Annotated in this window: 16 protein-coding genes; 9 read left to right on the forward strand and 7 right to left on the reverse strand. The window is 59.7% G+C overall.

Annotation, left to right across the window (positions count from 1 at the left end; all coding sequences use genetic code 11):
- Window positions 1-20: 20 nt before the first annotated feature.
- From Q6A51_RS25135 to Q6A51_RS25155, 5 genes are all read right to left on the reverse strand, one after another.
- Window positions 21-1,163, reverse strand: coding sequence for a zinc-binding metallopeptidase family protein (locus Q6A51_RS25135; RefSeq protein ID WP_304575982.1), 1,143 nt, complete (start codon window positions 1,161-1,163; stop codon window positions 21-23).
- A 141-nt stretch (window positions 1,164-1,304) separates the two neighbouring features.
- Entirely contained in the window at window positions 1,305-3,668 is a 2,364-nt protein-coding gene (gene ligA / locus Q6A51_RS25140; RefSeq protein WP_304575983.1) for an NAD-dependent DNA ligase LigA, read from the reverse strand.
- A gap of 268 nt (window positions 3,669-3,936) precedes the next feature.
- Window positions 3,937-4,785 carry a cell division protein ZipA gene (gene zipA / locus Q6A51_RS25145; RefSeq protein WP_122320733.1) on the reverse strand — a complete coding sequence of 283 codons (849 nt, stop codon included), beginning with the start codon at window positions 4,783-4,785 and terminating at the stop codon, window positions 3,937-3,939.
- Window positions 4,786-5,036: 251 nt separating this feature from the next.
- Window positions 5,037-8,525, reverse strand: coding sequence for a chromosome segregation protein SMC (gene smc, locus Q6A51_RS25150; protein ID WP_304575984.1), 3,489 nt, complete (start codon window positions 8,523-8,525; stop codon window positions 5,037-5,039).
- 4 nt (window positions 8,526-8,529) lie between these two features.
- On the reverse strand, window positions 8,530-9,189 hold the full coding sequence (locus tag Q6A51_RS25155; protein ID WP_304575985.1) for a GntR family transcriptional regulator: 660 nt from the start codon (window positions 9,187-9,189) through the stop codon (window positions 8,530-8,532).
- Between the two features lie 263 nt (window positions 9,190-9,452).
- On the opposite strand from Q6A51_RS25155, the gene xdhA reads away from it, so the two are divergent.
- The 4 genes from xdhA (at window position 9,453) to guaD (ending at window position 15,542) form a co-directional block, all read left to right on the forward strand.
- The gene (gene xdhA, locus Q6A51_RS25160; protein WP_304575986.1) at window positions 9,453-10,907 is read left to right on the forward strand and encodes a xanthine dehydrogenase small subunit; all 1,455 of its coding nucleotides are present in this window, start codon (window positions 9,453-9,455) and stop codon (window positions 10,905-10,907) included.
- Entirely contained in the window at window positions 10,900-13,254 is a 2,355-nt protein-coding gene (gene xdhB / locus Q6A51_RS25165; protein ID WP_304575987.1) for a xanthine dehydrogenase molybdopterin binding subunit, read from the forward strand. The genes xdhA and xdhB overlap by 8 nt, the downstream gene beginning before the upstream one ends.
- A 121-nt stretch (window positions 13,255-13,375) precedes the next feature.
- Window positions 13,376-14,215 carry a xanthine dehydrogenase accessory protein XdhC gene (xdhC, locus tag Q6A51_RS25170; protein WP_201019967.1) on the forward strand — a complete coding sequence of 280 codons (840 nt, stop codon included), beginning with the start codon at window positions 13,376-13,378 and terminating at the stop codon, window positions 14,213-14,215.
- Between the two features lie 7 nt (window positions 14,216-14,222).
- Complete coding sequence (guaD, locus tag Q6A51_RS25175) at window positions 14,223-15,542, forward strand: guanine deaminase (RefSeq protein WP_304575988.1); 1,320 nt, start codon at window positions 14,223-14,225, stop codon at window positions 15,540-15,542.
- 129 nt (window positions 15,543-15,671) lie between these two features.
- On the opposite strand, the gene Q6A51_RS25180 is transcribed toward guaD, so the two are convergent.
- Both Q6A51_RS25180 and uraH read right to left on the reverse strand, forming a co-directional pair.
- The gene (locus Q6A51_RS25180) at window positions 15,672-16,424 is read right to left on the reverse strand and encodes a GntR family transcriptional regulator (protein ID WP_304575989.1); all 753 of its coding nucleotides are present in this window, start codon (window positions 16,422-16,424) and stop codon (window positions 15,672-15,674) included.
- Between the two features lie 87 nt (window positions 16,425-16,511).
- A complete protein-coding gene (uraH, locus tag Q6A51_RS25185; RefSeq protein WP_201006107.1) occupies window positions 16,512-16,865 on the reverse strand; it encodes a hydroxyisourate hydrolase in 354 nt (117 codons plus the stop codon).
- Between the two features lie 367 nt (window positions 16,866-17,232).
- Between uraH and puuE the strand changes: the two genes are divergently transcribed.
- From puuE to Q6A51_RS25210, 5 genes are all read left to right on the forward strand, one after another.
- Window positions 17,233-18,156 (forward strand): allantoinase PuuE, encoded by a 924-nt coding sequence (gene puuE, locus Q6A51_RS25190; RefSeq protein WP_201019970.1) that lies wholly within the window; start codon window positions 17,233-17,235, stop codon window positions 18,154-18,156.
- Window positions 18,153-18,668, forward strand: coding sequence for a 2-oxo-4-hydroxy-4-carboxy-5-ureidoimidazoline decarboxylase (gene uraD / locus Q6A51_RS25195; protein ID WP_201019971.1), 516 nt, complete (start codon window positions 18,153-18,155; stop codon window positions 18,666-18,668). Before puuE ends, uraD begins: the two co-directional genes overlap by 4 nt.
- 52 nt (window positions 18,669-18,720) lie before the next feature.
- Window positions 18,721-19,716, forward strand: a complete 996-nt coding sequence (gene alc / locus Q6A51_RS25200) for an allantoicase (protein ID WP_304575990.1) — start codon at window positions 18,721-18,723, stop codon at window positions 19,714-19,716.
- 89 nt (window positions 19,717-19,805) lie between these two features.
- Complete coding sequence (locus Q6A51_RS25205; protein WP_304575991.1) at window positions 19,806-20,309, forward strand: ureidoglycolate lyase; 504 nt, start codon at window positions 19,806-19,808, stop codon at window positions 20,307-20,309.
- A 33-nt stretch (window positions 20,310-20,342) separates the two neighbouring features.
- Complete coding sequence (locus tag Q6A51_RS25210; RefSeq protein WP_304575992.1) at window positions 20,343-21,638, forward strand: urate hydroxylase PuuD; 1,296 nt, start codon at window positions 20,343-20,345, stop codon at window positions 21,636-21,638.
- Window positions 21,639-22,130: the final 492 nt, after the last annotated feature.

Genomic DNA, 22,130 nt, shown 5'->3' on the forward strand with positions numbered 1-22,130 from the left:
GTTCGCGAATGAATTCGCTCCTACGGGGTGGTGGAGCCTTGGATGACGAGGTGGATGAAGTGCAGTTTGGCGATGGCCGGTGCGGGCAGGACGAAGGGGTAGAAGTCGGGTTGGCCCATGCTGCGTGACAGTTCGTTGAGCATGCTGGCCAGTTCTATCCAGGCGTTGATGAATGAGAGGAAGGCCGGGCCGTCGGGGTGTTGGGGCTCGTAAAGGGCTTGCAGCGGGAACGGTTGGTAGTCCAGCTCCATTTCCCGGGCGCTCATGCCCAGGCCCAGTGCGGTGTCGACGGCATCCATCATGTGCAGGTAGTGCGCCCAGGTTTCCGCCCAGTCTTCCCACGGGTGCATGGTCGCGTAGGCGCTGACGTACTGTTGCTGCCAGCCTTCCGGGGCGCCGTTCTGGTAATGGTTCTCCAGCGCGTCGGCATAGCTGGCGCGTTCGTCGCCGAACAGGTTGCGAAAGCCGTGCAGCCAGTAGGTGTCGGCAATCAGCCGGTCCCAGTAATAGTGCCCCACTTCATGGCGGAAATGCCCCAGCAAGGTGCGATAAGGCTCGTGCATCTGTACGCGCACGGCTTCGCGGTGGGCGTCGTCGGCTTCTTCGATATTGAGGGTGATCAGGCCGTTGGCGTGGCCGGTGGTCGGTGGTTTGCCTTCCAGGTCGATGCCGACAAAATCAAAGGCCAGCCCGGTGTCTTCGTCGCTGGTTTTGGGGATGACTTCCAGCCCGAGGGAAATCAGTTGCGCCACCAAGCGCCGCTTGGCGGTTTCGACCTTGCGCCAGCGCTCGGGGTTTTCCGGGACGGATAGGTCGGGGATGGTGCGGTTCAGGCTACAGGCGATGCAGTATTCACCTGCATTGTGAGCCGGAAACAGCCAGTTGCAGGCGGCTGGCGTGTGCAGGTTGGCGCAGCGTCGGTAGAGGCCTGCGCCGGCGTCTTCGCTCAGGCGCCAGGTATCGGGCTCGGCGGCGGCTTCGATTGTGGCGATGCGCTCCTGTTCCGGTAGATAGCCCAATGCCGCCGAGCAGGCCAGGCACTGGGAGTTGGGAAAGAACACCGATTGGCCGCAGCGGCACTGCCAGACCTTGCTGTTGCGCTTTGTTTCGCTGATGAAGGGGGCAGCGATCCTTGAACTGAGTTGTTCGAAAAAGCGGTACATGGTGGTTTCCCTGGGGTCCGTGAACAGACTAGATCATGGGCGAGGTGCAGGGGTTCCATGGATTTTCTCGGGTGGTGGTTTTCGCGAATGAATTCGCTCCTACGGAGGCCGGCGCAGGTGCGAATTCACTCGCGAAGGGCATCAATCCACTTCAATTCCCTGCCCGCTCAGAAATGCCACAAAGGCTTCTTCATCCAGTACTTCCAGGCCCAGTTCGTTGGCCTTGGTGAGTTTGGAGCCTGCGCCGGGGCCGGCGACGACGGTGTGGGTTTTGGCCGAGACGGAGCCGGATACCTTGGCACCCAGGCTTTCGAGTTTTTCCTTGGCGATGTCGCGGCTCATGCGTTCCAGCGAGCCGGTCAGGACCCAGGTCTGGCCGGCCAGCGGCAGGCCTTCGACGGTTTTCTTCTCGCTGCGCCAGTGCATACCGAACTCCTTGAGCTGCGCTTCGATAGCTCGCGCCCGCTCGGCGTTGGCGCTGTCATCAAAGAACTCGCGCACAGCCTTGGCCTGTTTCTCCGGCAGCGCCTGACGCATGTCCAGCCAGTCGGCGCTGATGATGTTTTCCAGCGTGCCGAACTTGTCGGCCAGTTTCTGTGCGCCGCCCGGCCCTACCGAGAAGATGTGCAGTTTGTCGATCAGGCTGCCCAGGGTGGTGCTGGCTGCAAATTCGGCACCCAGCTCGCCTTCATCCTGCAATTGCAGGCCGCTCTCGCCCAGCAAGGCATCGATGACTTCACGGTTGTGGCTGTCCTCGAAGAAGCTGTGAATTTCGTGAGCGACTTCCAGGCCGATATCCGGCAGGTAGGTGAGCACTTCCGGCAAGGCCTTGCGAACCCGCGCCAGGGACGCCAGCGAGCGGGCCAGCACCTTGGCGGTTTCTTCGCCCACATCGGGAATGCCCAGCGCGTAGATGAAGCGCGCCAGGGTCGGCTTGCGGCTGTCGGCAATGGCCTTGAGCAGTTTGTTGCTGGAGACTTCGGCAAAGCCTTCCAGGTCGATGATCTGTTCGTATTGCAGTTTGTAGAGGTCTGCGGGCGAGCCGATGAGCTTTTCGTCCACCAGTTGCTCGATGGTCTTGTCGCCCAGGCCTTCGATGTCCATGGCTCGACGCGAGACGTAGTGGATGATCGCCTGCTTGAGCTGCGCGCCACAGGCCAGACGGCCGACGCAGCGATAGACCGCGCCTTCGCTGATGGTTTCCTTGCCTTTGCTGCGCTTGACCAGTTGCGTGCGTTCTACGTGGGAGCCGCAGACCGGGCAGGTTTTCGGCACCTCCACCGGGCGGGCGTTTTCCGGGCGGCGTTCGGCCACCACTTGCACCACTTGCGGGATGACGTCACCGGCACGGCGGATGATGACGGTATCGCCGATCATCACGCCCAGGCGTGCGACTTCGTCCATGTTGTGCAGCGTGGCGTTGGACACCATGACGCCTGCGACCTTGACCTGCTTGAGACGCGCCACAGGTGTGACTGCGCCCGTGCGCCCGACCTGGAATTCGACGTCCAGCAGTTCGGTCAGTTCTTCCATGGCCGGGAACTTGTGGGCGATGGCCCAGCGCGGCTCACGGGCGCGGAAGCCCAGTTCACGCTGGGAAGCCAGGTTGTTGACCTTGAACACCACGCCGTCGATTTCATACTTCAACTGGAGGCGGCGCTCGCCAATGTCGTGGTAATACGCCAGGCACTCTTCGATCCCGTCCGCCAGTTTCAGCTCAGGACTGATCGGCATGCCCCATTTCTTGAGCTGATTCAGCATGCCTATATGGGTGTCGGAAATTTCGGTAGAAACCTGGCCCAGGCCATAACAGCAGAATTCCAGCGGGCGGTTGGCGGTGATTTTCGAGTCAAGCTGGCGCAGGCTGCCTGCCGCCGCATTACGCGGGTTGGCGAAGGTCTTGCCGCCGGTTTCCATCTGGCTGGCATTGAGCCGCTCGAAACCGGCCTTGGACATGAAGACTTCACCCCGCACTTCAAGCACGTCAGGCCAGCCTGTGCCTTGCAGCTTGAGGGGGATATTGCGCACGGTGCGCACGTTGACGCTGATGTCTTCGCCGGTGGTGCCATCGCCACGGGTGGCACCACGCACCAGCGCGCCGTCGCGATACAGCAGGCTGACCGCCAGGCCGTCCAGCTTGGGCTCGCAGCTGTATTGCACCTTGGCACCGCTACCGAACAGGTCGTCTGCCGGCAGGTCAAGGCCTTCGCTCACGCGCCGGTCGAACTCGCGCATGTCGGTTTCTTCGAAGGCGTTGCCCAGGCTGAGCATGGGGACTTCGTGACGCACTTGAGTGAAGGCCGAAAGCGCCGCGCTGCCGACACGCTGGGTCGGGGAATCCGGGGTGACCAGATGCGGGTTTTCAGCCTCAAGGGCCTTGAGTTCGTGAAACAGGCGGTCGTACTCGGCATCCGGGATGCTGGGTTCGTCCAGCACGTGATAGCGGTAGTTGTGTTGATCCAGCTCTGCGCGCAGTTCCAGGATTCGGGTTTCGACGACCTTCATACAATGTTCTCTCAAAAAGCAAAAAAGCAGCCTTGGCTGCTTGATGTGGCATGTAGGAGCGGATGCCGATCAGTTAAGGCATGCAGTCACCTGTGGGAGGGGCCTTGGCCGCGACGACCTGCTTACAGGCAACACATTTTCAGCGCCTGAAACCGGGCTGTCGCGGCCAAGGCCCCTCCCACGGATTTTGATTCCAGCCCCCCGACTTTTGAAATCAGCCTCTTAACTGATCGTCATTAGCATGGAGCGGATTCATCCGCTCCTACTGTCAGCGGCGCTGGGTTAATGCGCGGCGCTCGAATTCGACAATACGCTGGCGGTAATGCTCAATGGTTTGAGCGGTCATGACACTACGTTGGTCGTCTTTCAGTTCGCCGTTGAGTTCATGGGCCAGCTTGCGGGCTGCGGCGACCATGACGTCGAACGCCTGCTTCGGATGACGCGGCCCAGGCAAGCCCAGGAAGAAGCTGACGGCACGGGTGCTGAAATGGTCGATGTCGTCCAGGTCGAACACGCCCGGCTTCACGGCGTTGGCCATGGAGAACAGGACTTCGCCATTGCCAGCCATGCTTTCGTGACGGTGGAAGATGTCCATTTCGCCGAAACGCAGACCGCTTTCCAGGATGTTCTGCAGCAGTGCAGGCCCTTTGAAACCGCTTTCGTCACGGCAGATCACGCTGATGACCAGCACTTCTTCGACAGGCGGCAGGTCCTTGTCTTCGGTGATGCGCTGGGCCGGCTTGTCGTCCGGGAAGTCGTCGTTGCGATCGGTGAACAGACTAGGGCCGTCCATATCCAGGTTCAAATCGCCCTGTTGCGGCTCGTCCTTGCGCTTCTTGTCGCTGTTGCTGCGTTTGCTCTCACGCGGGGTCGCACTCAACGACGGCAGGTCCTGCTCGTCCAGTTGAGGTTCCTTGTGGGTATCCAGCACGCGGGGTGGGCCCAGCAATTCTGCGGACGTGGTTTCATCGTCGTCCGGCAGATTGGAGAAGCTTCGGTCGAGCCTGAATTTCAGTTTCCCCTTGCCGCCGCGCATACGGCGCCAGCCATCGAAGAGAATACCGGCAATGACAATAATGCCGATGACGATCAGCCACTCGCGCAGACCGATTTCCATGTAATCCAGTGCCTCTAATGAAGAATTTTCAAAATAAGGGCCTAAACCCCTTTAATACGTGGTGCCAAGTCTATGTTCTAACTGGCATTTTGCCCACGCCGAAATAAAAAAGTGGTCACTAAACTAGCACGACCAAAGGTAACTTTACACCGTCTGTTACACCTGTTTGGCCCTGAGGGTAGTATCTATCGCTACCGCTTCACATATTTGAGCCACTAAAAAGCCATTTCCCCGCGAAATCACGTTACAGATCACGCATCCACAAGGGCCATCGCCTCCTCGACATCCACCGCTACAAGGCGCGAACAGCCGGGTTCATGCATGGTTACGCCCATCAGCTGGTCGGCCATTTCCATGGCGATCTTGTTGTGGGTGATGTAGATGAATTGCACTGTTTGTGACATTTCTTTCACCAAGCGTGCATAACGTCCCACGTTGGCGTCATCCAGGGGTGCATCGACTTCGTCGAGCATGCAGAACGGTGCCGGGTTGAGTTTGAAAATGGCAAAAACCAGTGCCAATGCAGTCAGGGCTTTTTCCCCACCGGACAGCAAATGAATCGTGCTGTTCTTCTTGCCGGGAGGACGCGCCATGATTGTCACCCCTGTATCGAGTAAATCTTCGCCCGTCAGTTCCAAATAAGCGGAGCCGCCACCGAAAACTTTCGGAAACAGCGCCTGAATTCCGCTATTTATCTGATCGAAGGTCTCCTTGAAACGATTGCGGGTTTCCTTGTCGATCTTGCGGATCACGTTTTCCAGCGTCTCCAGAGCCTCCACCAGATCAGCGTTCTGGGCATCGAGGTAACGCTTGCGCTCAGACTGTTGCTGGTATTCGTCGATGGCCGCGAGGTTGATCGCGCCCAGGCGCTGGATGCGCCCCGCAATGTTTTCAAGTTGTTGCTCGGCACTCGCCTCGCTGGCTTCGGGGCTCAAGGTCGCCAGCACGCCGTGAAGGTCATAGCCGTCTTCCTGCAACTGGTCCTGCAAGGCCTTGCGCCGCACCGTCAGGGATTGCCACTCCAGGCGCTGCTGCTCCAGCTGGCCACGCAACAGTTGCGATTGTTGCTCGGCCTGGGTGCGACGCTTCTCGGCGTCGCGCAGTTCACGGTCGGCATCTTCCAGAGCGATTTTGGCGATACGCATTTCGTCGTCGACGACCATGCGTTTTTCCAGCAATTCTTCGAGCTTGAGGCGCAGTTCTTCAAGCGGGGCCTGCCCTTCTTCCAGGTTCAGGCCCAGTTGCTCGCTTTTTTCGGACAGCCGCTCGGACTGCATCTTCAGGCGCTCAAGGGCCTGGCGCGTGGAGTCGTGCTGCGCCTTGATCGAGCCCAGGCGCACCGCCAGTTGATGGCTGCGATCCTTGTGCTGACGCGCCTCCTGACGAATCCGGTCCAGACGCTCGCGCAGGCTGTCGCGCTGGGCTTGCAGCAGCTCGCGCTGCTCGGTGTCCTGGGCCATGGCGTCCAGGGCGTCTTGCAGTTGCACGCGGGATTCACCCAGGTGCTCATGCTCCATGGCACGCTGCTCGCCCACTTCGATGAGCTCTTCATCAAGGCGGGTACGGCGCAGGGTCAACTGCTCGACCTTGGCCTTGGCCGCCGACAGCTGGGCCTTGAGTTCGCCCTGCTGACGGGTTTCGTCTTGCAGGCGGCGACGCAGTTGTTCGCGGGTTTCTTCCTGTTGAGTCTGTTGCTCACGCAGCGACAGCAGTTGTTCTTCACGGGCCGCCAGTGCCGCTTCGAGTTCGTCACGCTCCAGCCCAAGCCGTTGCAGTTCCTGACCACGGGCCAGAACGCCGCTCTGGGCTTCACTGGCGCGGCGCACGCGCAAGAAGTGACGCCCGACCCAGTAACCGTCGCGGCTGATAAAGCTTTGCCCGGCACTCAACTGCCCACGTCGGGCCAAGGCTTCGTCGAGGGTTTGCACCGGCATGACCTGCCCCAGCCAGGCCGACAGGTCGACCGGGCTTTCGACCTTGTCCAGCAGGCTGCCCGGCAGGCGACTGGTATCGGCTCCGGGGCTCAGCAGGCGCAAGTCGCCCTGCTGGAAACCGGCCAGATCCAGCCCGGCAAAATCATCCACCAGCACCGCTTGCAGGTCGGCACCCAGCACGGTTTCCACCGCCAGTTCCCAGCCTGCTTCGACACTCAGCCCTTCAGCCAGACGCGGGCGCTCGGCCAGTTGCTGGTCACGCAGCCACTCGGCAGTGCCGGTGTCCGGGTCGAGGGCTGCCTGTTGCAAGGCTTCAAGCGAGGCCAATCGGCCATTCAAGCGTTGCAGTTCGCCCTGGGCCTGCTGCTGGGCCTGATTGGCCTGTTGCAATTGATCGCGCAACTGCTCCAGTTGCTCGACGACCTGCCCTTCGTTCAGGTGCAGGTCGTCGATGGTCATTTCACGGGTGGCCAGGTCTTCGCTCAGTTCAAGAATGGCCGCGTCTTCGGGGTCAGCGGCCAACAATTGGCGCTCTTCGTTCAAACGACGCTGACGCTCGGCCAGACGCTCAATGCTTTGTTCCAGTTGCTGAATGCGCGACTGCTGCACCTGAGCCTGACGTTGCGGCTCGGCCGATTGCTGGTTGAAGGTGTCCCACTTTTCCTGCCAGCCCTGCATCGTGGCTTCGGCGTCTTCCAGGGCAATGGCCGATTCCTCGGCGGCAGCGCTGGTCATTTCCTGTTCCGGTTCGAGCATTTCCAGCTCTTCGCCCAGGGTCGCCAGCAAGGTGGTGTCGTGGCCCAGGTGCGACTCGGTTTCCTGTCGGGCACGCTCGGCTTCGCGCAGGTCGTCCTGCAACTGACGCAAGCGCTGCTGGCCGTGCTGAATGCTCTGCTCGACACGGGCGATATCGCCACCCACGGAATAGAAACGCCCCTGCACCACATTGAAACGCTCGGACAGGTCGTGATGGCCGTCCCGCAGTCGCTCGATGCTGGCATCGGCACTGCGCTGGTCAGCCACCAAGGCCTCGAAACCGATTTCCTGATTGCCGATCACTGCCTCGCGCTGGCCAACCTGCTCGTTCAGGGCCTGCCAGCGCAGAGCCGACAACTGAGCCTTGAGCTGACGCTCTTCGGCCTTGTATTCCTGATACTTCTCGGCGGCCTGTGCCTGCCGATGCAAGCGCTCAAGCTGGCGTTCAAGCTCTTCGCGCAGGTCAGTCAGGCGTGCGAGGTTTTCGTGGGTGCGACGAATGCGGTTTTCGGTTTCCCGGCGGCGCTCCTTGTACTTGGAGATGCCGGCCGCTTCTTCGATGAAGTTGCGCAGGTCTTCGGGCTTGGCTTCGATCAGCTTGGAGATCATGCCCTGCTCGATGATCGAATAGCTGCGCGGCCCAAGGCCGGTGCCCAGGAAAATATCGGTGATATCGCGCCGACGGCATTTGGTGCCGTTGAGGTAATAAGTGTTCTGGCTGTCGCGGGTCACTTTGCGGCGAATGGAAATTTCCGCGTAGCTGGCGTATTCACCCACCAGCGTGCCATCGGAGTTGTCGAACACCAGTTCGATGCTCGCCTGGCTCACGGGCTTGCGGCTGGTGGAGCCGTTGAAGATGACGTCGGTCATCGACTCGCCGCGCAGGTTCTTGGCAGAGCTTTCGCCCATCACCCAACGCACGGCGTCGATGATGTTGGACTTGCCGCAACCATTGGGGCCGACAACGGCCGCCATGTTACTGGGGAAGTTCACCGTGGTGGGGTCGACGAAGGATTTGAACCCCGCCAGCTTGATGCACTTCAGACGCATGGTTTCAGCCTGTGGACAAAGCAGCCAGCACCAGGCTGCAGCTGCGTTGGCAATAATGAGTAAGGATTACGCGAATCTGTGGCAGGTCCCGGGCCACAACGGCTTCAAGCATTTGTGAGAACAGCGTCAGATAATCGCCCAGTTCGGCCTTGCGCTGTTCAAGCGCCAGGTAATAGCTGCGGCTCATGGACGGTTGCAGGTTCTCGACGGTCTCTTGCAGGTACGGGTTGTCGGCAAACGGATAGGCGGCGCGCATGACGTTGAAGCTTTCTTCAACGAATACCGTGACATCCTCACGCTCATAACTGTTCTTGAGACGTTGCTTGATTTGCATGAACGGTGCCAGATCCGACTCGCGCTGCCAGCGTTCGGCAACCGCCGTGGCGAGCAGGATATACAGTTCGGCCATCAGCGAGCACAGGCCGACCACATTATGGGCATCCAGCACAGTCACCTGCGCACCACGACGCGGCAAGATCACCACCAGATGCCTGCGCTCCAGAATCAAGAGAGCTTCGCGCACTGTACCGCGACTGACACTCAGCGCCTGCGTGACCTTTTGTTCCTGGATCCGCTCTCCAGGTTTCAGCTCGCCACGGATGATCCGCTCGGCAATGTGCTGAGCGACTTGCTCGGCGAGGCTGTCCGATGCCTTGAACGTCATGTCTTTCCTTTCAGCAGCAGTTCTACTTATTAAGAGAAGGAGTGTATCGCAACCTTTGGGCATGGCGCAGGGCCATGGCCGTGAAACTGGCACGAATTAAGCAAATCATTGATGTGACAGACTTATTGTCGCTTATGTGTTGCGTGACTTATCGACTGGCAACGGAATTTCCTGACTTTACAGTCAGAAAAAAATTGACCCGATAAGCAAAGCTGATAAATTCATCGACATATCCGATTACAAGAAATCGAGGGTGTAGCACCGTGATCCAGTTCCTTTTGAACCAGGAGCTCAAAACCGAGCACACCCTGGACCCGAACCTCACCGTGCTCAATTACCTGCGCGGGCATGCGCACAAGACGGGCACCAAGGAAGGCTGCGCCAGTGGTGACTGCGGCGCTTGTACCGTTGTGCTCGGCGAGCTGGAAACCGACAGCCATGGCACTGAGCAATTGCGTTATCGCAGCCTCAATTCGTGCCTGACCTTCGTGGCGTCGCTGCACGGCAAGCAATTGATCAGCGTCGAAGACCTCAAGCATCAAGGGCAACTGCATAGCGTGCAAAAGGCCATGGTCGACTGCCATGGCTCGCAATGCGGCTTCTGTACGCCAGGGTTTGTGATGTCGCTGTTCGCCCTGCAAAAGAACAGCCCTCAGGCCAACCCCCATCAGGCCCACGAAGCCCTGGCGGGCAATCTTTGCCGCTGCACCGGTTATCGCCCGATTCTGGACGCTGCAGCGCAAGCCTGTGGCCAGCATCAACCCGACCAGTTCGACCAGCGTCAGGCCCAGACCATCGCCCGCTTGCGCAGCATCGCCCCCAAGACAACCGGCGAACTGAACGACGGCGAAAAGCGTTCTCTGGTGCCGCTGACCGTGGCCGATCTGGCCGACCTGTACAGCGCGCACCCACAAGCCAGATTGCTGGCAGGCGGGACCGATCTGGCGCTGGAAGTCACTCAGTTTCACAAGCCGCTGCCGGTGATGATTCATGTTGGCCATATTGCCGAAATGAAGCGCATCGAGCGTTTCGAGGACCGGCTGGAGATTGGTGCCGCCGCCTCGCTGACCGACTGCCATGCAGCTCTCAAGGCTGAATACCCGTATTTCGGCGAGTTGCTGCAACGCTTCGCTTCGTTGCAGATCCGCAATCAGGGCACGCTGGGCGGCAATATCGGCAACGCCTCACCCATCGGCGACGCCCCGCCGCTGTTGATCGCCCTGGGCGCACGGATCGTGCTGCGCAAGGGCGACACTCAACGCACCCTGGCGCTGGAAGATTACTTCATCGATTACCGGGTGACGGCACGTCAGGAAAGCGAGTTCATCGAGAAGATCATTGTGCCGACCGCCAAGGCTGGCCATGTATTCCGCGCCTACAAGGTGTCCAAGCGGCTGGATGACGATATCTCGGCGGTCTGCGCGGCTTTTTGCCTGCATCTTGAAGACGGCCAGATTGCCGATGCGCGCATTGCGTTCGGCGGCATGGCAGCCATTCCCAAACGTGCCGCGGCCTGCGAGCGGGCCTTGATCGGTCAGCCCTGGACATCGGCGTCCATCGAACTGGCTTGCAGCGCACTGGCCGAAGATTTCACGCCGCTGTCGGATTTTCGCGCCAGCAAGGAATACCGTCTGCTCAGCGCGCAAAACCTGCTGCGCAAATATTTTATCGAGCTGCAAACCCCCACTCTTGTGACGCGGGTGACCGACTATGTCTAATCATCTACCGCCCAAGACCCAGGCCGAACTGGTCGCGCTGTTCCAGCAGGACCTGACCACCGGTGTTGGCCGCAGCGTCAAGCATGACAGCGCCGACAAGCACGTCAGTGGCGAAGCGATCTATATCGATGACCGCCTGGAGTTTCCCAATCAACTGCATGTGTATGCACGCCTCTCGGACCGCGCCCATGCGCGGATCGTCAGCGTCGACACGGCTCCGTGCCTTGCTTTCGACGGGGTGCGGATCGTCATTACCCATCAAGACATTCCCGGCCTGAAAGACATCGGCCCGCTGCTGCCCGGCGACCCGTTGCTGGCCATCGACAAGGTGGAGTTCGTCGGCCAGCCGGTGCTGGCCGTGGCGGCCCGCGACCTGGAAACCGCACGCAAGGCGGCGATGGCGGCGGTCATTGAATATGAAGACCTGGAGCCAGTGCTGGATGTGGTTCAGGCCTTGCGCCAGAAGCATTTCGTGGTCGACAGCCATACCCACAAGCGTGGCGACTCGGCCAGCGCCCTGCAAGGCGCACCGCATCGTTTGCAGGGCAGCCTGCATATCGGTGGCCAGGAGCATTTCTATCTGGAAACCCAGGTATCGTCGGTGATGCCCACCGAAGACGGCGGGATGATCGTCTATTGCTCGACCCAGAACCCTACGGAAATCCAGAAGCTGGTGGCCGAGGTGCTGGGCGTTTCGATGAACAGAATCGTGGTCGACATGCGGCGCATGGGCGGCGGCTTTGGCGGCAAGGAAACCCAGGCAGCCAGCCCGGCATGCCTGTGCGCCGTGATTGCCCACCTCACCGGGCAACCAACCAAGATGCGCCTGCCAAGGGTTGAAGACATGCTGATGACCGGCAAGCGCCACCCGTTCTATATCGAGTACGACGTGGGTTTTGACGACAGCGGACGCCTGCAGGGCATCGAGCTGGAACTGGCGGGCAACTGCGGTTATTCGCCGGACCTGTCGGCCTCGATTGTCGACCGCGCCATGTTCCATGCCGATAACTCGTATTACCTGGGCGATGCAACCATCAACGGCCATCGCTGCAAGACCAACACCGCGTCCAACACGGCCTATCGAGGCTTCGGCGGCCCGCAAGGCATGGTGGCCATCGAGGAAGTGATGGACAGCATCGCCCGCTATCTGGGCAAGGACCCGCTGGCAGTTCGCAAGGTCAATTACTACGGCAAGACCGAGCGCAACGTCACGCATTACTACCAGACCGTCGAGCACAACCTGCTGGAAGAAATGACCGCCGATCTGGAGCACAGCAGCCAGTACGCCGAACGTCGCGAAGCGATCAAGGCCTTCAACGCCAGCAGCCCGATTCTGAAAAAAGGCCTGGCGCTGACACCGGTCAAATTCGGGATTTCGTTTACCGCCAGCTTTCTCAATCAGGCGGGTGCGCTGATCCATATCTACACCGATGGCAGCATCCATCTGAACCATGGCGGCACGGAGATGGGCCAGGGCTTGAACGTCAAGGTCGCCCAGGTGGTGGCCGAGGTGTTTCAGGTGGATATCGAGCGTATCCAGATCACCGCGACCAACACTGACAAGGTGCCGAACACCTCACCGACTGCGGCGTCCAGCGGCACGGACCTCAATGGCAAGGCCGCGCAGAATGCCGCTGAAATCCTCAAGCAGCGGCTGGTGGAATTTGCGGCGCTGAAGTATCAAGTGACCGAGGCCGATGTGGTATTTCGCAATGGCCATGTGCGTATCGGCGAGCAGGTGCTGTCCTTCGCCGAGCTGGCGCATCAGGCGTGGATGGGCCAGGTGTCGCTGTCCAGCACGGGCTATTACAAGACGCCGAAGATTTTCTACGACCGCAGCCAGGCGCGGGGTCGACCTTTTTACTATTTCGCCTTTGGCGCCGCCTGCGCCGAGGTGATCGTCGACACCCTGACCGGCGAGTACAAGATGCTGCGCACGGACATCCTGCATGACGTCGGCGCCTCACTGAACCCGGCCATCGATATCGGTCAGGTCGAAGGCGGCTACATTCAGGGCGCAGGCTGGCTGACCACCGAAGAGCTGGTGTGGAACGACAAAGGCAAATTGCTGACCAACGGCCCGGCGTCCTACAAGATCCCGGCGGTGGCGGACTTGCCACTGGATTTGCGGGTCACCCTGGTGGAAAACCGCAAGAACCCGGAAGACACGGTGTTCCATTCCAAGGCCGTGGGCGAACCGCCCTTCATGCTGGGGATTGCAGCGTGGTGTGCGATCAAGGATGCGGTGGCGAGCCTGGGGGATTATCGGCATCAGCCCGACATCGATGCGCCCGCGACGCCGGAGCGGGTTTTGTGGGGGTGTGAACAGATGAGACGTCTTCAATGAACATCCCCGTGGGAGCGAATTCATTCGCGAAGCGGCATGTGAAAGTGCCATTGACGGTGGATGTGCTGACGTCTTCGCGAATGAATTCGCTCCTACCGGGTCCGTCAACTCAGAGGCACACATGAACGACTGGATCAGCGCCCTGGCCAGGCTACAGGCCCAAGGTGAGCCGAGCATTCTGGTCACTATCATCGAGGAGCTTGGCTCGACGCCACGCAATGCGGGCTCCAAGATGGTGGTCACGGCGCAGGGGATCCACGACACCATCGGCGGCGGCCATCTGGAATACAAGGCCATGGAAATCGCCCGTGACATGCTGGCCAGCGGCAGCCAGCAGACGCGCCTGGAGCGCTTCAACCTCGGCGCCAGCCTCGGCCAGTGCTGCGGCGGCGTGAATGTCCTGCTGTTCGAGCCCATGGGGCAGCCACAGGCGCAGATCGCGGTGTTCGGTGCAGGCCACGTCGGCCGGGCGCTGGTGCCGCTGTTGGCCAGCCTGCCCTGCCGGGTGCGCTGGATCGATTCTCGCGAGCAGGAGTTCCCGGAACACTTGCCCGAGGCCGTGCTGAAAATCGTCAGCGACGAGCCTGTCGATGAGGTCGCGCAACTGCCCAAAGGCAGTTACTGCATTGTCATGACTCACAACCATCAACTGGATCTGGAACTGACAGCCGCAATCCTCAAGCGCGGCGACTTTGGCTATTTCGGGCTGATCGGCTCCCGGACCAAGCGCGTCAAGTTCGAGCATCGCCTGAAGGAACGCGGCTTTGATGCCGCCTTGCTGCAACGCATGCGCTGCCCCATGGGCCTGGCGCAGGTCAAAGGCAAGCTGCCTGTCGAGATCGCCATTTCCATCGCCGCCGAAATAATCGCTACCTACAACGCCAGCTTTGGCCAACACAGTGCCAGCGCCGAACCTGTCGCCAAACTGCTGCCCGCCTCGCGGCGCAGCCAGTCGCAATGAGATGCCCATGACCCTCGTTTCAAGCAACAAGAAAGCCTACCGCGCCAGTATCGTGCACAGCATTGCCGACCCCGCCCAAGTCGGGGTCGAGGCGTCTTATGAATATTTTCCCGACGGCCTGATGCTGGTCGAAGACGGCAGGATCACCGCCGTCGGCAATGCCGCTGACCTGCTGGGTAGCCTGGGCAGCGATGTGGAACTGATCGAGTATCAGGACGCGCTGATTACTCCGGGCTTTATCGACACCCACATTCACTTGCCGCAGACCGGCATGATCGGCTCGTATGGCGAGCAGTTGCTGGACTGGCTCGACACGTACACCTTCCCTTGCGAGAGCCAGTTTGCCGACCCGGTGCATGCCGCTGAAGTGGCCGATATCTTTCTCAAGGAGCTGCTGCGCAACGGCACCACCACGGCGCTGGTGTTCGGCAGCGTTCACAAGGAGTCGGTAGACGCACTGTTCAGCGCCGCTCAAAAGCTGGACCTGCGCCTGATCGCCGGCAAGGTGATGATGGACCGCAATGCACCGGACTATCTGGTGGATACCCCCGAGTCCAGCTATGCGGACAGCAAGGCGCTGATCGAACGCTGGCATGGCCAGGGCCGCCTGAGCTACGCCGTCACCCCGCGCTTTGCGCCCACAAGCACGCCGGAGCAACTGACCCTGGCAGGCAAGCTGCTGAGCGAGTATCCCGGCCTGTACATGCAGACGCATATCAGCGAAAACCTGCAGGAAATCGAATGGGTCAAGGCCCTGTTCCCGGAGCGCAAAAACTATCTGGACGTGTACGACCACTTCAACCTGCTGGGCGAGCGCTCGGTGTTCGCCCATGGCGTGCATCTGTGTGACGAACAGTGTGCGCGGCTGGCAGAAACCGGATCGGCCATCGCGTTCTGCCCGACCTCCAACCTGTTTCTGGGCAGCGGCCTGTTCAATCTGCCGAGGGCTGAAAAGCACGGGATCAATGTCGGGCTGGGGACCGATGTGGGCGGCGGCACCAGTTTCTCGATCCTGCAAACCCTGAACGAAGCCTACAAGGTCATGCAGATGCAGGGCGCGAGGCTCAGCCCTTTCAAATCACTGTATCTGGCCACATTGGGTGGCGCACGGGCGCTGCGGCTGGACGACCGGATAGGCAGCCTGAAGCCCGGCAACGAAGCTGACTTTGTGGTGCTGGACTACAACGCTACGCCGCTGCTGGCCTATAGGCTGAAACAGGCCAAGGACATTGCAGAGATCCTGTTTGTGCTGATGACATTAGGCGATGACCGCACGGTGCAACAGACATGGTCAGCGGGGCAGTTGGTGCACCAGCGTGAGGGTTGAATCACACTTCGTGGGAGGGGCCTTGGCCGCGACAGCAATGTGAAGTGCGCTGAAGATGTGTTGCCTGTCAGCAAGTCGTCGCGGCCAAGGCCCCTCCCACAGAGACCTGTACGCCTTGACTACCAGGCATTACCCCTTGCCCGGTTTCTTCTTGCCCATCAGGTGCGAAAACACCGCATGCAGATCATCGGACGCGCCGTCGTCGCCGAGGTTGAGCTTGCTGTCGATGTGGTCCATGTGATGCATCATCAGTTCCACGGCCAATGCGGCATCGCGGGCTTCGATGGCGTCGATCAACTGGGTGTGTTCATCGTAGGAGCAATGGGTGCGATTGCCGTTTTCGTATTGAGCGATGATCAATGAGGTCTGCGACACCAGGCTGCGCTGAAAGCTGATCAGCGGTGCGTTACGGGCGGCCACTGCCAGTTGCAGGTGGAACTCGCCAGACAGGCGAATCCCGGCGCCACGATCCCCTCTGGCAAAGCTGTCGCGCTCGTCGCTGACCATCTGCCGCAACTCAGCCAGTTGCTCGGCGGTCGCGTGTTCGACCGCAAGCTCGGTAATGGCCTTTTCCACCATGCGCCGGGCGAAGAACACCTGACGCGCGTCCTCGACGCTGGGGCTGGCGACCACCGCCCCCCGGTTAGGCCGCAACAGCACGACACCTTCATGAGCCAGGCGCGACAGGGCGCGACGAATGATGGTGCGACTCACGCCAAAGATTTCGCCCAGTGCCTCTTCGCTCAGCTTGGTGCCCGGAGCCAGACGCTGCTCAAGGATCGCCTCGAAGATATGCGCATAGACGATATCGTCCTGGGTTGCGTTACGGGCTGACTTGACCGCGCGTGGCTGTTTCTTCAGGGGCAGGGACTGTTCGTTCATGGGCACTCGTGTGCAAGTGGTTTACGGCGTAGGACGGACGCATTGTACACAGTGCGCCAGCACAAGGGCGCGCCTCGCGCTGTGCAATCAACTGCCACGATAGGTCGAGTAGCTGTAAGGCGAAACCAGCAGCGGCACGTGATAGTGCTCCTGACCTGCATCAATCCCGAAGCGCAGCACCACCACATCGAGAAAGGCCGGCTCAGGCAGCGTCACGCCACGCCCGCGGTAGTAATCGCCCGCATGAAACTGAAGCTGATAGACACCCGTGCGGTAAGCTTCGCCCTGGAGCAAGGGAGCATCGCAACGACCATCACTGTTGGTGACCGCCGTGGCGACTCGTTCAAGACGCTCGCCTTCGACCCGGTAAAGTTCGATGTGGATGCCGTTGCCGGGGCAACCGTGCGCGGCGTCCAGCACATGCGTGGTTAATCGTCCCATTGATATCAGCACCTCGTTGAATGGTTGAATTGCGGGCATGATGCACCATCAGGGTGCTTGCCAATCGTAGACAGAGATCGATTAAGACACTTTTAAAAAAACTTGTACACAATAAAACCTGCGTCCGTGAGTCCTGAAATTTCTGAGCAGAGGTTTAGTGCCGAAAACACTGAAGCAAAGGAAAGCATTAAGGTTTTTCATTTTAAGCTGACCACTCAGGCAAGTTTATTGCATGACTCAAAGCGCTAGCGTGCGAAATTTTATGGGTTACAAAGTTGATATTATTTTGTATACAATCGGCGCAGCGCGGTTTTCTGCCACAGGGCTTGTACCGCACCAGATTTCACGCACCTAAAGGAAGCTTGCAGTGAGCGCTGACTATCCACGCGACCTGATCGGTTACGGCAGCAATCCTCCCCATCCTCATTGGCCCGGCAATGCGCGTATCGCCCTCTCCTTCGTCCTCAATTACGAAGAAGGTGGCGAGCGCAACATTCTGCATGGCGACAAGGAATCCGAAGCCTTCCTGTCCGAGATGGTCGCGGCGCAACCGCTGCAAGGCCAGCGCAACATGAGCATGGAGTCGCTGTACGAATACGGCAGCCGTGCCGGTGTGTGGCGCATTCTCAAGCTGTTCAGGCAATTCGATATCCCGCTGACCATCTTTGCCGTGGCCATGGCTGCCCAGCGTCACCCGGACGTGATCCGCGCCATGGTCGCTGACGGTCATGAAATCTGCAGCCACGGCTATCGCTGGATCGACTACCAGAATATGGATGAAGCCCAGGAGCGCGAGCACATGCTCCAGGCCATTCGCATCCTGACCGAAATCACCGGCGAACGCCCGCTGGGCTGGTACACCGGCCGCACCGGCCCCAATACCCGTCGCCTGGTGATGGAGGAAGGCGGCTTTCTCTACGATTGCGACACCTACGACGACGACCTGCCCTACTGGGAGCCGAACAACCCGACAGGAAAGCCGCATCTGGTGATTCCCTACACGCTGGACACCAATGACATGCGCTTCACTCAGGTGCAGGGCTTCAACAATGGCGAGCAGTTTTTCCAGTACCTCAAGGATGCTTTCGACGTGCTTTACGCCGAAGGTGCAGAGGCCCCGAAAATGCTTTCCATCGGCCTGCATTGCCGCCTGATCGGTCGCCCTGCCCGTCTCGCTGCACTCAAGCGCTTCATCGAGTACGCCAAGAGCCACGAACAGGTCTGGTTTACCCGCCGTGTCGATATCGCTCGCCACTGGCACACTCAACATCCTTTCAAGGCCGCGCAATGAGCCAGTTCCAGACACTGAAGCCCTCGTCTCTGAGCCGTGAAGCGTTCATTGCAGCCTTTGCCGATATCTACGAACACTCGCCATGGGTCGCTGAAAAGACCTATGAACTGGGCGTGAGCCCTGAGCTGGATCAGGTCGAAAGCCTGCATGCGCGCATGAGCGAAATCCTGCTCAACGCCGATCATGAGCGGCAACTGGCGCTGATCAACGCTCACCCGGATCTGGCAGGCAAAGCCGCCATCCAGGGTGAACTGACCGAAGCCAGCACCAGCGAACAGGCCGGTGCCGGCATTCATCAATGCACAGCCGAGGAGTTCCAGCGTTTTACCGAGTTGAATCAGGCCTACAAGGCCAGGTTCGGCTTCCCGTTCATCATGGCGGTCAAGGGAAGCGACCGGCACAAGATCCTGGCGGCCTTCGAGCAGCGTATCCATCACTCGGCAGAAGCCGAGTTCGCCTGCGCGCTGGCCGAGATCAACAAGATTGCCCTGTTTCGCTTGCTGACCCTGTAGACACTACCTAGCCCATTCCTTCCAAGCCCATCGAGAAAGGCAGACAAAAAGAATGAAAGTTTACGCCGCACCGTTCGAGAAGTTCGTCAATCTGGCCGACGCACGCCTGGGGACCAAAGTCCTGTCAGTCACCGATGACTGGTTCGCCGATGCCAACCGCCTGTTCCAGCCGACCCCTGCGGTCTGGAAAGAAGGCGTGTTCGATGACAACGGCAAATGGATGGACGGCTGGGAATCGCGGCGCAAACGCTTTGAAGGTTACGACAGCGCGGTGATCCGCCTGGGCGTGGCAGGCACCATCAAGGGCGTGGATATCGACACCTCGTTCTTTACCGGCAACTTCCCGCCTTCCGCCTCTCTGGAAGCCTGCTTCCTGGCATCGGGCGACCCTGATGAAAACACTCAATGGGTTGAAGTGCTGCCGTCGGTAGAGCTGCAAGGCAATAGCCATCACTACCACGCCATCAGCAACGATCAAGCGTTCAGTCACCTGCGTTTCAATATCTACCCCGATGGCGGCGTGGCACGTCTGCGTGTGCACGGCATCCCCTTCCGTGACTGGTCCGAAGTCAGCGATAGCGAGCAGATCGATCTGGTCGCAGCGCTTAATGGCGGTCGCGCCATTGCCTGCTCCGACGAGCACTACGGCAGCATGAGCAACATTCTGAACCCTGGTCGCGGTGTGAACATGGGCGACGGCTGGGAAACCGCCCGCCGCCGCACGCCGGGCAATGACTGGGTCATCGTCGCGCTGGGGCATCCGGGCGAAGTGGAAAGAGTCATCGTCGATACACTGCACTTCAAAGGCAACTACCCGGACAGTTGCTCGATCCAGGGCGCCTTCGTCAAAGGCGGCACCGACAGCCAGATCGAAACCCAAAGCCTGTTCTGGCGCGAACTGCTGCCCAGCCAGAAACTGAGCATGCACGCCGAACATGACTTCGCCGAGCAGATCAAGGCTATCGGCCCGATCACCCATATCCGTCTGAATGTATTTCCCGATGGCGGCGTGAGTCGCTTGCGAGTATTGGGCAAAATAACCAAATAAACACACCCTCCCGTAGGAGCGAATTCATTCGCGAATCGGCGATGGCCCTTCGCGACTGAAGTCGCTCCTACAGGCCCAGAGAGACTGTAATGCGCAAACTGATTATCGAGCCGTTGACCAAAGAAGCCTTTGCCCCGTTCGGTGATGTGATCGAAACCGACGGCAGCGCTCACTTCATGATCAACAACGGCTCGACACAGCGCTTTCATCGTCTGGCCGAGGTGGAAACCGCCACGCCAGATGACAAGGCAATCATCAGCATCTTCCGCGCCGAAGCACTGGAGATGCCGTTGACCATTGCCATGCTGGAGCGCCACCCGCTGGGCAGCCAGGCTTTCATACCGCTGCTCGGCAACCCTTTTCTGATCGTGGTCGCGCCACTTGGCGATGTACCTGAGCCAGAGCTGACCCGTGCCTTCGTTTCCAACGGCAGGCAGGGTGTGAATTACCATCGCGGCGTCTGGCACCATCCGGTGCTGACGATCGAAAAGCGGGATGACTTCCTGGTGGTTGATCGCAGTGGAACCGGCAATAACTGCGATGAGCATTTTTTTGAAGAGAGCCAGTTGATGGTGCTCGATCCAAACCAATAGGAAGGCCTGGCCCCCCAGGCAAAAGGAAATACCGTGCTGGCACATCTGATGGAATGGCTGAATCTGGGCGTGCGCTGGATTCACATGATTGTGGGCGTGGCGTGGATCGGCGCCTCTTTCTACTTTGTCTGGCTGGAAAACAACCTCAATCGCTCAAACCCGCGTGACGGTTTGTCGGGTGACTTGTGGGCCATCCACGGTGGCGGCATCTACCACCTGGAAAAGTACAAGCTCGCGCCGCCGACCATGCCCGAGAACCTGCACTGGTTCAAATGGGAAGCCTATTCGACCTGGCTGTCCGGGGTTGCTCTGCTGTGCGTGGTGTTCTACGCCAACCCGACACTTTATCTGCTGGCTCCAGGCAGCAGCCTTTCGCCTGCGGCGGGTGTGCATATCGGCCTTGGTTCACTGTTTGTCGGCTGGTTCGTGTACAGCTTTCTGTGCGACTCGGCACTGGGTAAACGCCCTGCGCTGCTGGGTGTGATCCTGTTCGTGCTGCTGGTCGCGGCGGCCTTCGCCTTGAGCCAGGTGTTCAGCGGGCGTGGAGCGTATCTGCATGTGGGCGCCATCATGGGCACCATCATGGTCGGCAACGTGTTCCGCATCATCATGCCGGCCCAGCGCGCACTGGTAGCGGCCATCGCCGAGAACCGTACGCCGGACCCGGCTCTGCCCGCCAAAGGCCTGCTGCGTTCACGGCACAACAACTACTTCACCCTGCCGGTGCTGTTCATCATGATCAGCAACCACTTTCCCAGCACCTATGGCAGCCAGTACAACTGGCTGATCCTGGCGGTGATTGCCTTGCTGGCGGTGCTGGTACGCCATTACTTCAATACCCGACATGACAGCCACAGATTCTTCTGGACCTTGCCGTTCGCGGCGCTGGGCATGATTTGTCTGGCCTACGTCACCGGCCCCGCGCAACCGCAGAAGGCTCATGATGCGGCGGCAAAAATCGAGTATCAGCCACTTCCCGGCACAGCCGTGGGCGGCTACAGGGCCGACGAAAAACGCCCCGAACCGGTTGCTGCGCCCGCACCGGCTGAAACCGCCAAGGTTGCAGGGATAGAGTTCGCCAGGGTTCATGAGGTCATCCAGCAACGTTGCACCGTTTGCCATTCGGCCAACCCCACCAGCAACCTGTTCAGCGCCGCGCCTGCGGGCGTGATGTTCGATACGCCCGAGCAGATCCAGCTACTGGCCCCGCGCATCAAGGCCCAGGCCATCACCACACCGATCATGCCTTTGGGCAACATCACCCAGATGACCCAGGAGGAACGGGATCTTGTGGGCGCATGGATCGATCAAGGGGCCAGTGTTCATTGAACACTCTTCGCGGATGAATCCGCACAGGTTAATGCCGATCAGTTAAGGCACAAACAACACTTGTGGGAGGCAGCTTGCTGGCGAAAAAAGCCTGAAACTGGCAGATATTCTGCGTCGTACGCTGAAGTCGCCAGCAAGCTGCCTCCCACAAAGTGATTTGTGACCTCAAGAGGAAAAACGCCCCACTTTCGCCTGTCATGCTCCGCTCTGGAGCACTTGAGCTGGCACTCGCCACCCAGTATTCTCCGCCGCCGCTTTACAAGCCGCCAATTGCCAGGCCTGAACTGAAATTGTCCGTTCAGTCAGGTCCTGCATCCCGTAAAAATCATCGGAAACCGGCCATTGCCGAGTGTTTCAGGTATCCGCGTGGCTTTTTCACAGGGTTGGCTCAGCTTTTGCTAAATCACGAAGCTGACCACGTAGACAATTTATTACAACCAGAGCAAAGGCGTCACAAACAGAACGCCCACCTCAAGAACAGCTATCTAACCT

Origin of the sequence: Pseudomonas serbiensis, from assembly GCF_030580745.1 — a bacterium.
GTDB lineage: Bacteria > Pseudomonadota > Gammaproteobacteria > Pseudomonadales > Pseudomonadaceae > Aquipseudomonas > Aquipseudomonas serbiensis.